The 15,607-nt window shown below is 64.6% G+C and carries 12 protein-coding genes and 2 riboswitches; of the genes, 11 read left to right on the top strand and 1 reads right to left on the bottom strand.

What is annotated here, in order from left to right; genetic code table 11:
- Positions 1 to 112: 112 nt before the first annotated feature.
- A riboswitch (guanidine-I (ykkC/yxkD leader) is annotated at positions 113 to 251 on the bottom strand.
- Between the two features lie 84 nt (positions 252 to 335).
- Positions 336 to 704 (bottom strand): MarR family transcriptional regulator, encoded by a 369-nt coding sequence (locus P0D68_RS15420; protein ID WP_408297794.1) that lies wholly within the window; start codon positions 702 to 704, stop codon positions 336 to 338.
- A 156-nt stretch (positions 705 to 860) separates the two neighbouring features.
- On the opposite strand from P0D68_RS15420, the gene P0D68_RS15415 reads away from it, so the two are divergent.
- The 11 genes from P0D68_RS15415 (at position 861) to P0D68_RS15365 (ending at position 15,599) form a co-directional block, all read left to right on the top strand.
- Positions 861 to 1,784, top strand: a complete 924-nt coding sequence (locus P0D68_RS15415; protein WP_408297796.1) for a sugar phosphate isomerase/epimerase family protein — start codon at positions 861 to 863, stop codon at positions 1,782 to 1,784.
- Positions 1,785 to 1,798: 14 nt separating this feature from the next.
- On the top strand, positions 1,799 to 2,860 hold the full coding sequence (locus tag P0D68_RS15410; protein ID WP_408297798.1) for an isopenicillin N synthase family dioxygenase: 1,062 nt from the start codon (positions 1,799 to 1,801) through the stop codon (positions 2,858 to 2,860).
- Between the two features lie 454 nt (positions 2,861 to 3,314).
- A riboswitch (guanidine-I (ykkC/yxkD leader) is annotated at positions 3,315 to 3,448 on the top strand.
- A gap of 57 nt (positions 3,449 to 3,505) precedes the next feature.
- Positions 3,506 to 4,261: an urea amidolyase associated protein UAAP1 gene (locus P0D68_RS15405; RefSeq protein ID WP_408297800.1), complete on the top strand. Its 756-nt coding sequence runs from the start codon at positions 3,506 to 3,508 to the stop codon at positions 4,259 to 4,261.
- Positions 4,262 to 4,272: 11 nt separating this feature from the next.
- Positions 4,273 to 4,929, top strand: a complete 657-nt coding sequence (locus tag P0D68_RS15400; RefSeq protein ID WP_091808403.1) for an urea amidolyase associated protein UAAP2 — start codon at positions 4,273 to 4,275, stop codon at positions 4,927 to 4,929.
- Positions 4,926 to 8,531 carry an urea carboxylase gene (gene uca, locus P0D68_RS15395; protein WP_408297802.1) on the top strand — a complete coding sequence of 1,202 codons (3,606 nt, stop codon included), beginning with the start codon at positions 4,926 to 4,928 and terminating at the stop codon, positions 8,529 to 8,531. Before P0D68_RS15400 ends, uca begins: the two co-directional genes overlap by 4 nt.
- A complete protein-coding gene (gene atzF / locus P0D68_RS15390; protein ID WP_408297804.1) occupies positions 8,528 to 9,994 on the top strand; it encodes an allophanate hydrolase in 1,467 nt (488 codons plus the stop codon). Before uca ends, atzF begins: the two co-directional genes overlap by 4 nt.
- A complete protein-coding gene (locus P0D68_RS15385) occupies positions 9,981 to 10,952 on the top strand; it encodes an ABC transporter permease (RefSeq protein WP_091808409.1) in 972 nt (323 codons plus the stop codon). The genes atzF and P0D68_RS15385 overlap by 14 nt, the downstream gene beginning before the upstream one ends.
- 64 nt (positions 10,953 to 11,016) lie before the next feature.
- Entirely contained in the window at positions 11,017 to 11,931 is a 915-nt protein-coding gene (locus P0D68_RS15380) for an ABC transporter ATP-binding protein (RefSeq protein WP_091808410.1), read from the top strand.
- A gap of 232 nt (positions 11,932 to 12,163) precedes the next feature.
- The gene (locus P0D68_RS15375) at positions 12,164 to 13,378 is read left to right on the top strand and encodes a GNAT family N-acetyltransferase (RefSeq protein WP_408297807.1); all 1,215 of its coding nucleotides are present in this window, start codon (positions 12,164 to 12,166) and stop codon (positions 13,376 to 13,378) included.
- A gap of 83 nt (positions 13,379 to 13,461) precedes the next feature.
- The gene (locus P0D68_RS15370) at positions 13,462 to 14,139 is read left to right on the top strand and encodes a heavy metal response regulator transcription factor (protein WP_095420861.1); all 678 of its coding nucleotides are present in this window, start codon (positions 13,462 to 13,464) and stop codon (positions 14,137 to 14,139) included.
- Entirely contained in the window at positions 14,139 to 15,599 is a 1,461-nt protein-coding gene (locus tag P0D68_RS15365; protein ID WP_408297809.1) for a heavy metal sensor histidine kinase, read from the top strand. Before P0D68_RS15370 ends, P0D68_RS15365 begins: the two co-directional genes overlap by 1 nt.
- Positions 15,600 to 15,607 lie beyond the last annotated feature (8 nt).

The following is a 15,607-nucleotide window of genomic DNA, read 5'->3' as shown; positions in this document are numbered from 1 at the left end:
ATGACCGGCTCCCGCGCGCAAACGAACGACAAAGCGCGGAGAACTGCACGAGACAAACGTGCACGAGACAAAAGCCGGCCACGGAGAGGCGCGATAGACATTGCTATCGCCAATCTCCCGGGCTTTTGTCCCGCCGTGTAGTGCACCCGGCCGTTCGTGCTCGCAATGAAATCTGCAAGCGAACCGGCCGGCGCACCGGGCTGCTCTCGGACCAGACATTCTCTCGAACCGGAACCCTAGCATCCCTAAGATGCGACGCTGCCGCACCTCTCGGTCAACTATCTAGCGAGAAATATGCCAATGAATTGCGCGCCAGGGTTTATGCGGAGATGCGGTCAATCCAGCGCCGCAAACCGTTGATGCACGTAGGCCAGAAACTGCTCGAGACGCTCCTCGATCGACGCCGCGAGGCTCACCTGCTTGATGCGGCGATCTTCGGCGGAATGCGTCTCCAGCAGCCAGCCGCCGTCGATCAGTTCCTGCACGTAGCGCACGGCAGTGCGGCGGCTCACGCCAGGCATGAACTCGTAGAGCGCGGTCTTGGCGAAGTAGTTGTCCGGGTCCACCCACATGCGGCAGAACAGATCGCTGTAGTTCAGGTCGTTCAGGCCGAGATCGCCGAAATGCGCCGACCACTGCCAGTCCATGTCGAGAATGGCGCGCGCGACGGACTGGCCCTTGGCACGCGCAATTTTCTTCTTCATCGATTCACCACGAGGAGGAGGGCTGCACAGTTTAAGTGCTAATTGAGCCGGAAATCGGGCGCGCCCGGATTTTTGCACGCCGCATGCCGATAGTTTATTGACTCGCAAATTTCATATGTACTATTGCATGCAAATTTGCATGTAAATGGAGTGGCGATGAAATTCGAATTGTTCAAGACCTTCTGGGGATTCGATGGCGGCCCGCGCGATGCGGCGCCGCTGGTGCGGGCGGCAGGCTTCGACGGTATCGAAGCGCCAGTGCCGCCAGGCGGCGCGGCGCGCGACGCTTTTGCGCAGGCAATCACGGACGAAGGACTCGGGTTCATCGCGGAGATCACGACAGCGGGCAGTTATGTGCCGGAGCGCTCGGCCACGCCGGCCGATCATCTGCGGGACTTCGAGGAGAAGATCGTGTGGGGCAAGCCGCTCGCGCCGCGCTTCTTCAATGTAATGGCCGGTTGCGACGCGTGGCCGGCGGCGACGCAAGTCGATTTCTTCAGCCGCGCGGTGGAGATCGCCGCGAAGCACGAGGTGCTCTGCAGCTTCGAAACGCATCGCGGCCGCTCGTTCTACAACCCGTGGATTACCCGCGACGTCGCGCGTGCCGTGCCCTCGCTCAAGCTGACCTGCGACTTCAGCCACTGGGTGTCCGTCTGCGAGCGACTGCTCGACAGCGAGTGGGAGACGATCCTCGAACTCGCGCCGCATGCGCACCATCTGCATGGCCGTGTCGGCTATCCGCAAGGTCCACAGGTGCCGCATCCGGCGGCGCCCGAGTACGCGAAGTGCCTCGCGTCGCATCAGCGGATCTGGGAAGCGCTGTGGACCGCGCAGATCGAGCAGGGCTACACCGTCACGACGATGACGCCGGAGTTCGGCCCCGACGGCTATCTGCACACGCTGCCGTTTACGAACGCGCCCGTGGCCGATCTATGGGAGATCAACACATGGATGGGCCGCGAGGAACGGCGTCACCTCGCCGCGTTTCTCGCCGGGCGCGATACCGGCAAGGCTCGCGGCATTCCCGGTGCCAATGGTAACCAGCCAGCGCAATCGCAGACCAACCCGCAAGCCGCATAGGCGCCAAACCTCTCATGAGCCCAACCCATACCTCTTTTCAGCAACTGCCTATCGTCGATGTCAGCGGCCTCTTCAGCGATGACCAGGACCGCCGCCTCGCCACCGCGCACGAACTCGATCGCGCGGCGCGCGACGCGGGCTTCTTCTACGTGACCGGCCACCAGGTGGCGCGCGAACAGCAAAGCGCGCTCATCGAGCAGGCCAAACGCTTCTTTGCCGCCCCGCACGACTGGAAGATGCGCTATTACATCGGCAACTCGACCGCGCATCGCGGCTATGTGCCCGAAGGCGAGGAAGTGTTCGCGGGTGGCAAGCGCGACAGAAAAGAAGCGTTCGACACGGGCCGGGAACTGCCCGCCGACGACCCCGACGTGAGCGCCGGCACGCCGATGCTCGGCCCGAACAGTTGGCCCGAACAAGCAGGTTTTCGCGAGGCCGTGGGCGGGTACTACGCAGCCGCGTTCGAACTCGGCCGTGCGTTGTTTCGAGGCTTTTCGCTCGCGCTAGGCTTGCCCGAACACCACTTCGAACGTTATCTGCGCAAGCCGCCGAGCCAGTTGCGCCTGATCCACTATCCGCTCGATCCCTCCGCGGAAGACCGGCCGGGTATCGGCGCGCACACCGACTACGAGTGCTTCACGATCCTGCTGCCGACCGCGCCCGGTCTCGAAGTGATGAACGGCGAAGGCGAGTGGATCGACGCGCCGCCAGTCGAGAACGCGTTCGTCGTGAACATCGGCGACATGCTGGAAGTGTGGACGGGCGGGACGTATGTCGCGACCTCGCATCGCGTGCGCAAGGTGAGGCAGGAGCGCTACTCGTTTCCTCTCTTTTTCGCCTGCGACTATCACACGGTGGTCGCGCCGCTACCGCAGTTCGCAACGCCCGAGGCGCTCGCGAAGTACCCGCCGGTGTCGGCGGGCGACCATCTGTTCGCGCAGACGGCGCAGAGCTTTACCTATCTGAAGGAACGTCTCGAACGAGGCGAACTGGTACTGCCCGATGGTTCGAAGGCGCTGGCAAGCTTCGGTCAACAGGCGCGTTACGCAACCGCTGAACCGGATGTTCAGGTTTGAGAGGGGGCGCGCGGATCGGTTAGCAAAGCATTCACGCGGATCGGTACGGCAACAGCGCCGCTTGAGTCACGAGCGGCGCTGTTGCTTCTGCAGTTCGATGAAACGTGCCGAAAAGAGGGTGTAAAGCGCGCGTCGAATAGCGGCAAGCGTCGGCATGGTCGTGTCAGGAAGGGAGTGGACGTGGTCCATTGATACGCACACACCATGCCATCGCGTGACGCCATTGCTTACGGTGGCGCGCGCGGCGAACGAGCCCAATCGTGGTGCCTTGCGCATCCATGTGGTGCGAAATCGCCAACGGCACTGGTGCGCTGGCGAACATGGCACGCCTATGAAAATCACCCTCCATTCACATCCAATCCCTTGCCACGCCGCACTTGCCGCATTGTCTGGCGAACACTGGCACGCTACTCGCTTAAGTGCTTATCGAGAGGTGCGAAGTAATTTGCATCATCTTCAGGATCGCTAGGGTTCCGGTCGTGCGCTTTGCATGCGCACGATGCCTGGTCCGAGAGCAATCCGGTCTTGCCGTTCACCTTCTTTCAAGGCGCCGGCGAGGCTCCACGGAGGGATAAAAGCCCGGGAGGTCGCGATGTCGGTCAATCGCCCTCTCACGCTTTTTCCCAACCGATACCAGGAGCCTCCATGTCGACGCAACTCCCAGTCGATCTCGCACCGATCCCGCATGTGGCGTGGGAAACGGTGATTCCCGCCGGCATCCATTGGTCCGGCGTGCTGCGCCGTGGCATGGCGTTGCGCGTCGTCGATATTGAAGGCGGCGCGAATCTGGCCGCCGTGTTCTACCGGCACGACGAACCGCTCGAACGCTACAACATGGCCGATACGCTGAAGGCGCAGCACACCGCGCATCTGACGCGCGGCCACGTGCTCTATTCGGACATGGGGTGCGTGCTGGCGTCGATCACGGCCGATACGCTTGGCTGGCACGATCCGCTCGGCGGCGTCGGAGACGCCGAACTGTTCGCGAGCAAATACGGTGTGGCGCGCTATCAGCAGCATCGCAATGCCATGATCCGCAACGGCCGCGACAGCCTGCTGCTCGAACTGGCGAAGCACGGCCTTGGCACGCGGGACCTGGTCGCCAACATCAACTTTTTCAGCAAACTCGCGATCGGCGAGGACGGCGCGCTCGACTTCGTGACTGGCCATTCGCCGGCCGGCGCCGCGTTCGATCTGCGCTTCGAAATGGATACGCTCGCCGCGTTCTCCACTGCGCCGCATCCGCTGAACCCTTCATCCGAATACGAACCGAGGCCCGTCAAGCTGATCGCATACCGCGCGTATGCAACCGACGCCTGCGTACCGGCCGACGATTTCTGCCGCTCGGCCTGTCCCGAGAATGAGCGCGGCTTCGTCAACACCGACCGTCTGTTCGTTTAAGGAGACCCGCGATGCCTATTATCGAAAGCAAGCTCGAACTCCGTCATGCGGTCTACGACCTGACGCTGCCTTCGGGCGAACCGTGGCTGCATGAAGTCAAACGCGGACAGCTGTTCCGCATTCTCGACCTGGAAGGCAATCAGGCCGTCGACACGCTGTTCTACAACAGCGCCGATCCGCTCGAACGCTATAGCGCGCAGGACACGATCCGCGCGCAACGCAATCTCTATCTCTCGGCCGGCAGCGTGTTGATGTCGAACCTCGGCAAGCCGATGCTGACGATCGTCGCGGATACCTGCGGCCGGCACGATACGCTCGGCGGCGCATGCGCGGCCGAAAGCAACACGGTGCGCTACGCGTTGGACAAGCGCCATATGCATAGCTGCCGCGACAGCTTCCTGCATGCGATCACGCATTGCACGTGCGGCGTGGGCACGCAGCTCGGCAAGCGCGACATTGTCAGCAACATCAACTTTTTCATGAACGTGCCGGTCACGCCGCTCGGCAAACTGACTTTCGAGGACGGCATTTCCGCGCCGGGCAAATACGTCGAAATGCGCGCGGAGATGGATGTCACGGTGCTGATTTCGAATTGCCCGCAGTTGAACAATCCGTGCAACGGCTACAACCCGACGCCCGTGCGACTGACGATATGGGATGCCCAATGAGATTCCACAAAGTCCTGATTGCCAATCGCGGCGAGATTGCCTGCCGCGTGATCCGCACGCTCAAGCGTCTCGGCATTGCGTCGGTGGCGGTGTATTCGGAGGCTGATCGCCACGCCATGCATGTAATGCTCGCCGACGAAGCCGTCTGTATCGGCCCGGCGCTCGCGGCGCAGAGCTACCTGAACAGCGCGGCGATTCTCGAAGCCGCGAGTGCGTGCGGCGCCGACGCCGTGCATCCCGGCTACGGTTTTCTGTCTGAGAACGCCGCTTTCGCGCAGGCTTGCGACGACGCGGGCATTCGTTTCATCGGCCCGACGCCGGCGCAGATGCGTGAGTTCGGCCTGAAGCACACGGCTCGCGAAATCGCGAAAGCCAACGACGTTGCGCTGCTGCCGGGCACCGGCTTGCTGCCCGACGCAAGCGCGGCATTGCGCGAAGCGGAATCGATCGGCTACCCGGTCATGCTGAAAAGCACCGCGGGCGGCGGCGGGATCGGCATGTCGCTGTGCCGCGACGCGGCGCAACTGGCGAGTGTGTTCGCGTCGGTTGCGCGGCTCGGCGAAGCCAACTTTGCCAACGCCGGTGTCTATGTCGAAAAATTCGTCGAGAACGCGCGCCATATCGAAGTGCAGATTTTCGGCGACGGCCGCGGCGGCGTGATCGCCTTGGGCGAACGCGACTGTTCGGTGCAGCGGCGCAACCAGAAGGTGATCGAAGAAACGCCCGCGCCTGGATTGACCGACGCGGAGCGAAGCGCGCTGCATGCGAGCGCGGTGCGTCTCGCGCAGGCCGTGAAATACAAATCGGCGGGCACGGTCGAGTTCGTCTTCGATGCCGATACACGGCGGTTCTATTTCCTCGAAGTGAATACACGGCTGCAGGTCGAGCATTGCGTGACGGAAGAGGTCACGGGTATCGACCTGGTGGAGTGGATGATTCGCGAGGCCGAGGGCGAACTTGCGCCGCTCGACTCGCTTGCGCCGGTGGCGCAGGGCGCGAGCATCCAGGTGCGCCTGTATGCGGAAGACCCGCACAAGCAGTTTCAACCGAGTGCCGGCGTGCTGACGCATGTGGCGTTCGCCGCTGCGGCGCGGGCCGACACCTGGGTCGATGCGGGCACGGAAGTCAGCGCTTTCTACGATCCGTTGCTGGCGAAACTGATCGTCAAAGGCGAGACACGCGAGGCCGCGCTCGCGGCACTGCGCGCCGCGCTGGAGGAAACGCAGCTCTACGGCATCGAGACCAACCTCGACTATCTGCGCGCCATTGCCGGCTCGGCGACATTCGCACGCGGTGAGCAGACCACGGCGTTCCTGTCGCGCTTCATGTTCGCGCCGCACACCATCGACGTGCTCGACGGCGGCGTGCAGACCACCGTGCAGCAAACGCCCGGACGCACCGGCTATTGGGACATCGGCGTGCCGCCCTCGGGTCCGATGGACGACCGCTCGTTCAGCCTCGCCAACGAACTGCTCGGCAATCCCGCCGACGCCGCGGGGCTCGAATGCGCGATGGTGGGCGCCACGCTGCGCTTCAATACCGCCACGCTGTTCGTGCTGGGCGGCGCGCCGCTCGCCGCCACGCTGGACGGCGAGCCGGTTGCGCTCTGGCAGGTCACGCGCGCGCCGGCGGGTTCGGTGCTCAAGATGGGCGGCGTGACGGGCGCCGGTATGCGCTCCTGTCTCGCGCTCAAGGGCGGCCTGCAAGTGCCGGACTATCTGGGCAGCAAGGCGACCTTCACGCTCGGCCAGTTCGGCGGCCATGCCGGCCGCGCGCTGCGCAAGGGCGACGTACTGCATCTCGCGGACGGCGCGGGCCGCGGCGAAGCGGGCGCGCAACTGGACGCCGCACGCGTGCCGGAAATGACGCACGACTGGACGCTCGGCGTGCTCGACGGTCCGCACGGCGCGCCCGATTTCTTCACGCCCGACGACATCGCGATGCTCTACGGCACGCGCTGGACGGTGCATTACAACTCCAGCCGCACAGGCGTGCGCCTGATCGGCCCGAAGCCTCAGTGGGCGCGCAGGGACGGCGGTGAGGCGGGGCTGCATCCGTCGAACATTCACGACAACGCGTATGCGGTCGGCGCGGTGGATTTCACCGGCGACATGCCGGTGATTCTCGGCCCCGACGGTCCGAGCCTGGGCGGGTTCGTGTGTCCGGTCACGGTGGTGGGCGAGGAGTTGTGGAAGCTCGGGCAACTGCGCCCTGGCGATACCGTGCGCTTCGAACGCATGCCGGTCAAAGCAGCGCTCGCGGCGCCGAAGCATGTGGCTCAGGCGGGCGACGAGAGCCACGATTGCGTCCTCTATCGCGATCCCACGGCAGGCGAGGGCACGGGCGTGGTGTATCGCCGCTCCGGCGACCAGAACGTGCTGATCGAATACGGCCCGCTCGTGCTCGACCTGAACCTGCGCTTTCGCGTGCATGCGTTGATGAACTGGCTCGACGCGCACCGGCTGGCGGGCATTATCGATCTGACGCCCGGCATCCGTTCGCTGCAGGTGCATTTCGACCACCGTGTGCTGTCGCACGACACCTTGCTTGCGCATCTGCAGCAAGCCGAACGCGAACTGCCCGCCGTGGACGAGATGCGCGTGCCGAACCGCATCGTGCATCTGCCGCTCTCGTGGGACGACCCGTCGACGCGGATCGCGATCGAACGCTACATGCAATCGGTGCGTCCGGATGCGCCGTGGTGTCCGAGCAATATCGAGTTCATTCGCCGTATCAACGGGCTGAATAGCATCGACGACGTGAAGCGCATCGTGTTCGACGCGCGCTACCTCGTCATGGGTCTCGGCGACGTCTATCTCGGCGCACCCGTCGCGACGCCGCTTGATCCGCGCCATCGGCTCGTCACCACCAAATACAATCCGGCGCGCACCTGGACGCCGGAGAACGCGGTGGGCATCGGCGGGGCGTATCTGTGCGTGTACGGGATGGAAGGCCCCGGCGGCTATCAGTTCGTCGGCCGCACCGTGCAGATGTGGAACCGCTATCGCACCACGCGTGAGTTCGAAGCGGGCAAGCCCTGGCTGCTGCGCTTCTTCGATGAAATCCGTTTCTACGAGGTCAGCGAAGCGGAACTGGCCGAGCTGCGCACGGACTTCATCGCGGGCCGCGCGAGCCTGAAGATCGAGGAGTCCGTGTTCGACCTCGGCGCGTACAACCGTTTCCTGAAGGACGAAGCCGAATCGATTGCCGCCTTCAAAGGCGCGCAGCAAGCCGCGTTCGACGAGGAGCGCGAGCGCTGGAACGCGGCCGGCCATGCCGAATACGTCGGCGAAACGGATAGCGATGCAGCTGGCGGCGCTACGGCCAACAACGCACTCGCGACAGGCCAGCAAGGCATTGTCGCCGACGTGTCGGGCAGCATGTGGAAGCTGCTCGTGAGCGAAGGCGAACGGGTCAGCGACGGGCAGGTGGTCGCGATCGTCGAATCGATGAAGATGGAAATTTCCGTGACCGTGAGCGGCGACGGCGTGATCGAAGCGATCGATTGCGCGGAAGGTGCGGCGGTCGTCGCGGGACAACGTTTGATGGTGATGCGCGCCGGCGTTGCAGCCGACGCCACCGAGGAGGCTACGTGCAAATGAAATCACACGACGATCTGTTCCAGTCCATGTCGATCGCCGTGCTGCAGGCGCGCTACCGCGCTGGCAGCCTGACGCCCAAACAACTGGTCGAAGCGATCGCCGCGCGCACCTCGGGCGACGATCCGCATCATGCGTGGATCCGTCCTTTGAGCCGCGACGAGATGATGCGATACGTCGATGCGCTCGAAGGCCGCGACCTTGAAACGCTGCCGCTGTACGGCGTACCGTTCGCGATCAAGGACAACATCGACCTGGCCGGTATCCCGACCACGGCCGCGTGCCCCGCCTATGCGTACACACCCACGGCCAGCGCGCCGGTGGTCGCGCGCCTGATCGCCGCCGGTGCGATTCCGATCGGCAAGACCAACCTCGATCAGTTCGCCACGGGACTGTCCGGGCAGCGTTCGCCGCACGGCGCGTGCCGTAACGCGCTCGATCCGCGCTATGCGTCGGGCGGATCGAGCTCCGGCTCGGCGGTTTCGGTCGCGCTCGGGTTGGCGGCGTTTTCGCTGGGCACCGACACCGCGGGCTCGGGTCGCGTGCCCGCGGCCTTTCATGGCCTCGTCGGATTGAAGCCGACCAAGGGTTTGTTGAGCACGCTAGGCGTGGTGCCGGCGTGCAAATCGCTCGACTGCGTGTCGATCTTCGCGCGCTCGGCGGACGACGCGCAGCGCGTGTTCGACGCCGCTCGCGGCGTGACTGAGGGCGACCCGTATGCACGGGAATTCCAGCCGCCGCAAGACGGCACGCAAGCCTCGATGCAACACGGCGCGCAACGGTCGCTACGCGGCGTGCGCTTTGGCGTGCCACGCGCGAATCAGCTCGAATTTTTCGGCGACACGTCTTACGCGCACGCTTTCGACGCCGCGCTGACGCGCCTGCGTTCAGCCGGCGCCGAGCTGATCGAGATCGATTTCGGGCCGTTCCTCGCCACCGCGCGGCTGCTCTACGAAGGACCGTGGGTCGCGGAGCGGCTCGCGGCGATCCGCGAGTTCGTCGACACGCAGCCGGACGCGCTGCATCCGGTAATCCGCGAGATTATCGGCGGCGCGGCGCGCTGGAGTGCGGCCGATGCGTTCGCCGCCTTCGACCGCCTCGCATTCCTGCGCATGCAGGCCGCCGAAGTCTGGCCGCGCATCGACGCCATCGTCACGCCGACCTCGGCGACGACCGCCACCGTCGACGAACTGGAAGCCGACCCGATCCGCGTGAATTCGCGCTTCGGCTACTACACGAACTTCGTGAACCTGCTTGATCTGTCCGCGCTGGCGGTGCCGGCCGGCGCGTGCACGGTCGGCAAACACGCGGGCCTGCCGTTCGGCGTGACCTTCGTCGCTCGCGCGCATGAAGACGCGATGCTGCTCGACCTGGCGCGTGCGTGGCGCGATCAGATGGTCACGGCGTCACCGTCCGCCAGCGACGCAACCGAAGTCTGCCTCGGAGAATCCCATGGCCGTCATTGACAGAACCGAATGGTTCGCGGTGCGCCGCGAACTTTCCGTACGCGGCAAATGGCTGTTGGGCGCGGGCTCGTTCCTGTTGCCGCTCCTCGTCTGGTGCGTGGTCAGCTATGTGCCGTTCATCTGGCATCCGCAGGTGCTGATCGACAGCCCGGGCAGCGTCGACTATTTTCAGCCGGGCATGCGCGTCGACAAGGAGGTGTTCGCCGACGAACTCAGCCACGCGCGCGAAGCGCATGCGGCCCTGCCGGCAGGCGAGCCGGTCAACCCGGTGTATCTGCCCGCGCCGCACGAAGTGCTGCGCGCGTTCTACACCGCGTTCACCACGCCGCCCGCGTCGCGTGACGGCGTCTGGCTGCATCAGAGCCTGTGGCACAGCATTCAGGTGATTTTCTGGGGCTTCGTGCTCTCGTCCGTGATCGGTGTGCCGATCGGCATTGTGTGCGGCACGTATAGCGCGATTGCGCGTTTGCAGGAGCCGTTCTTTGAGTTTTTCCGCTACTTGCCGGCGCCCGCGTTCGGCGCGCTGATGGTGGCGATCCTCGGTATTTACGACGGCCCGAAGATCGCGATCATCGTGATCGGCACGTTGTTCCAGCAGGTGCTGATCGTGGCGAACACCACGCGCAAGCTCGAATATGGCCTGTTCGAAGCCGCCATGACGCTCGGCACGAAGAAATTCAAGCTGCTCACGCATGTGGTGATTCCCGGCATTCTGCCGGATCTGTATCGCGACCAGCGCATTCTGCTCGGCTGGGCGTGGACCTATCTGATCGTCGCGGAACTGGTCGGCACCAGCTCCGGCATCACCTGGTACATCACGCAGCAGGCGCGCTACGAGCATTTCGAGAACGTCTACGCGGCGATCATGATGATCGGCATCATCGGCCTCGGCACCGATCTCGTGCTGGCGTGGCTCGGCCGCAAGCTGTTTCCGTGGGACCGCACGCTCAAGGCGTAGCAAACGGCCTCGCGCCTCGGCTTAACGTAGGCGTAGCAACGCACAGCATTCCAAGGATTCCATCATGTTAAATCCGCAACCGATTCCGTCGTACCTGATTCAGTCCGAGGCGGTACGCGAGCGTTTCGACCGTCTGAAATCGCGCGAAGTGATTCTGGAGGTACGCGACCTCGGCAAGCGCTTCGAGACGCCGCAAGGCGAGTGCACGGCGCTCGACGGCATCAACTTCAAGACGCACCGGCGCGAGTTCGTCTGCGTGATCGGGCCGTCGGGCTGCGGCAAGTCCACGCTGATCCGCATTCTCGCCGGTCTGGAGCGGCAGACCAGCGGCAGCGTACTGCTCGACGGCAAACCCGTGCAGGGGCCGGGCGCCGACCGCGGCATGGTGTTTCAGGGCTACACGCTGTTTCCATGGCTGACGGTCAAGAAGAACGTCATGTTCGGCCTGAAGATGAACGGCCGCGGCAACCTGCATGCGGAACGCGAGGCGTTGCAATGGCTCGATCTGGTGGGCCTGACGAAGTTCGCCAATGCGTATCCGCATCAGTTGTCGGGCGGCATGAAGCAGCGCGTGGCGATTGCCCGCGCGCTCGCGAACCGGCCGCGCATTCTGCTGATGGACGAGCCTTTCGGCGCGCTGGATGCGCAAACACGCGCCAAGATGCAAACGCACCTGCTCGACATCTGGCGCAACGTCGACGTGACCGTACTGTTCATCACGCACGATCTGGACGAGGCGATCTTTCTGGCCGACCGTATTCTGGTCCTGAAGGCGAATCCCGGCGAGGTGCAGGAGTTGATCGAAGTGCCGGTGCCGCGGCCGCGCGATTACTCGCAGGTGACGTCGCCCGAGTTTCTGGCAACCAAGGCGCGGCTCGAGGCGCTGATTCATCCGCCATCGGAAAAGAGCGACGACGAGGACGACGTGGTCAAACCGCACATGATTCGTATGACCGATGTGTCGGACAACGTCGAATAGCCCACGCCGCGGGTAGCGCCGGCACGCGCGCGGGCCGACGCTGCAACGTCGGAAGCGCCGTTGCGCCGCACTGCAGCGTGCGGCGTCGCACACACCTGCGGAACGCCTCGGCGCATGCTCATGTCACCCGTTCCAGTCGACGCCGGTGGGGTCCGGCGTCCGCGCCTGTCCGGATGGAGCGGCGCGGGGACAGCGCGGGACAAAAACACGACAAGGCATGGTGTGAGGCGACATGGACGAGACAACCCGGACCACGCGGCGCTACGAAGTTATCAGCGACGAAGCTGAATTTCGTGCGTTGCAGCCCGAATGGGACGCGCTCTGGGCGAGGGCGCAAGGCTACTGCTATCAGTCGTTCGGGTTTTGCTGGCTGGCATGGAAGCACGTGTCGCAGCCGCATGGACGCAAGCTCAAATGCATCGTATGCCGCGAAGACGGCAAGCTCGTGATGGTCTGGCCGCTCGAAGCTGTCAAACGTTCGCTCTGGACGTATCTGGTGCCGCTCGGCCCCGAAGGCGGCGACTTCACGAGCGTGCTCGTCGAAGCCAACGAAACAACCCCGGCGCTCGTAGCCGGCGCGTGGGACATGGCCCGCCGGCGTTGCGGCGCCGACTTCATCCATCTGCCCTACGTGCGCGAGCGGCTCGATCTGTACAGGCTCGTGACGCAGGAGCGCAGGATCCTGTTTACCGAGGCGCACAACGCATCCGCCGCGACATTGCGCGGGCAGGGCAATTGGGACGAGTATTGCCAGACGCTCGGCACGTTGTTTCGCAAGCGGCCGGGCGGCTTCGCGAAGAAGTTAGCAAAGGAAGGCACGGTCGCCGTGCGCATGCTCGATCCGGTGGACGAAAGCGAAACGGCGTCGATCATCAAGTGGATGTTCCAATGCAAGCGCGCCTGGAGCGATCGCGTCGGCAAGCGTAGCGTGTGGCTCGATTCGCCCGAGTTCGAGCGCTTCCTCTGCAAGCTGATCTATTCGGGCGACGTGCCCTCGATGGGGCGCCTGATCGTCGTCACCTTGGACGAAGCGCCGGTTGCCGCGCTCGTCGTGAGCACGGGCAACCCGTGGGCGAGCGCGATCATTTCCGGTTTCGACCCGCACTACGGCAAGTTCTGTCCGGGCCTGATCGCGATCGAACATTGCGTGAAGTGGGCCTTCGACAAGGGCTACGACCTAGATTTCGGCGTGGGCACGGAGGACTTCAAGGCCTACTGGTCGCGCGGCGCGGCGACCACGGCATGGACCGTGCAAACCGTCAATTCGCACTGGGGCCTCGCGGCGATCCGCGCGCGGCGCGTGGCCCGCGAGATGATCGGCAGGGTGAAGACGCTGCGGCACGCCGGCGCTGCGGCGCCGCATGCGGGGGAAGCGAGGGAAGCGGGTGCGGCCTTGACGCCTGCCATGCAGGCTGCTTCCGACACCGGCGGCGCGCACCCCGATTAAGCGCACGGAGATTACCGCATCGTCATCACGCGACCGGGAGCTTGACGGTATGATTTCACCGTCAACGCAAAGCGGAGCAATCGATGCGAATCCTGGTGATCGAGGACGAGCTGAAAACAGCGGCCTATCTGAAGAAAGGCCTGGAAGAGTCCGGCTACGCGGTCGACGTGGCAAACGACGGCCCGCAAGGGCTGATCCTCGCTCTCGAAGAAGAGTACGACGTGATCGTGCTCGACGTGATGTTGCCCGGCATGGACGGCTGGACCATCGTCAAGACCTTGCGCACCACGCGCACCACCCCCGTGCTGTTCCTCACCGCGCGCGACGACGTGGACGACCGCGTGCGCGGCCTTGAACTCGGCGCGGACGACTATCTCGTCAAGCCCTTCGCCTTCGTCGAATTGCTGGCCCGCGTGCGCACGCTGGCCCGCCGTGGCCCGCCGCGCGAGAGTGAACTGATCAAGGTGGGCGACCTGGAAATGGACGTGAACCGCCGGCGCGTGAAGCGCGGCGGCACGCGCATCGACCTCACGCCGCGTGAGTTCTCGCTGCTGCAACTGCTCGCGCGGCGCCAGGGTGAAGTGTTGAGCCGCACGCAGATCGCGTCCTATGTGTGGGATATGAATTTCGACAGCGACACCAACGTGGTCGAAGTGGCGATTCGCCGCTTGCGCACCAAGATCGACGACAACTTTCCCGTCAAGCTGATTCATACCGTGCGCGGCGTGGGCTATGTGCTCGAACTGAAGGACGCCGCCTGATGCGCGGCCGCTCGCTTGCCGCGACGCTAGCATTGGCCTTCGGCGCCACGACGCTGACGGTGTTCGTGCTGGTCGGCAGTTTTCTGTATGTGGCGCTCGAAAGGCAGATCAAGGCGCAGGACGATCTCGACATCGTGCTCGCCGCGCGTCATGCACGGCGCCTCGCCGAAGAACTGGATTCGGCGGCGGCCATACGCGAGCACAGCGAGCGGCTGACCAGCATCGTGCTGGGCAATCAGGCCATGTCGATGGAAGTGTTCGATCCCGACGGCAAGCGCGCGATCGAACACAACATCGCCGGCGCGTTCGCGGCACCCGAGGCGGCAAGCGGCGCGGCGACCATTGCCGCGTTGCCGCCGCTCGCGCGCGTGGCGGCAACGGTGCGCATCACGGAAGACGATATTGGCGACTGGACCGGCCGTGACGGCGCGCCGATCCGCGGCATTCTCACCGACGCGCGGCTGCGCGACGGTGACACCGCGAGCCTGCTGGTGGCGCGCAACATGAGCGACCGCTGGCTGCTGCTCGACCGTTACCGCGACAAGCTCGGCATAGCCGGCGTGGCCGGCGTGCTGCTGGCGGTGTTGCTCGGCTATCTGCTGATTCGCGCCGCGCTGCGGCCGTTGCGCAATATTGCAACGAGCGCGAGCCTCGTCACGGTGAATCGACTCAATACGCGGATCGCGGTCGCGCGTGTGCCGAGCGAGCTGGAGACGCTGGTCGCCGCGCTGAACGCGATGCTCGAGCGAGTCGACCACGGTTTTCAGCGTCTGTCCCGTTTCACCGCCGACCTCGCTCACGACATGCGCACGCCGCTTAGCAACATGCGTGGAGCCGCCGAAGTCGCGCTTGCCCGGCCGCGCTCCGTTGATGAATACGAGTCGGTGCTCGCCTCGAATCTGGAAGAGTGCGACCGGCTCTCGAAAATGATCGAGAACGTGCTGTTTCTGGCGCGCGCGGAACATCCGCAGTTCGTCAAGCACATGCGTGAGTTCGATGCCGGGCAGGAACTGGCCCACATCGCCGACTATTTCGAAGGGATTGCCGAAGATGCGAATGTGCGCGTGCGTGTCAGCGGCACGGCCAGCCTGACGGCGGATCTCGAACTGTTTCGTCGCGCCGTGAGCAATCTGCTCGCCAATGCCATTCGCTACACGCCGCCCGGCAGCGAGATCGTGCTCGATGCGAGCGCGTCGGCGGAGGCCGTGCGCATCACCGTCGAGAACGAGGGGCAGCCGATTCCCGCCGAGCACATCGAACGGATATTCGACCGCTTCTACCGGGTCGATCCGTCGCGCAGCGCGTTGCCGACGGCGGGGCTGTCGCAAGGGTCGTCCGGGTCCACGGGGCTCGGGCTCGCTATCGTGCGCACGATCATGGAACTGCACGGCGGGTCCGTGCACGCGCAGAGCGACGCGCGGAGCACCTCCTTCGTGCTGACGTTCCCGCGCAGCGTCTGAAAGCGGAT

Source organism: Paraburkholderia sp. RL17-380-BIE-A (assembly GCF_046028085.1).
Classification (GTDB): Bacteria; Pseudomonadota; Gammaproteobacteria; order Burkholderiales; family Burkholderiaceae; genus Paraburkholderia.
The sequence above is the reverse complement of the archived record's forward strand: the minus strand, read 5'-3'. Positions and strand labels throughout refer to the sequence as shown.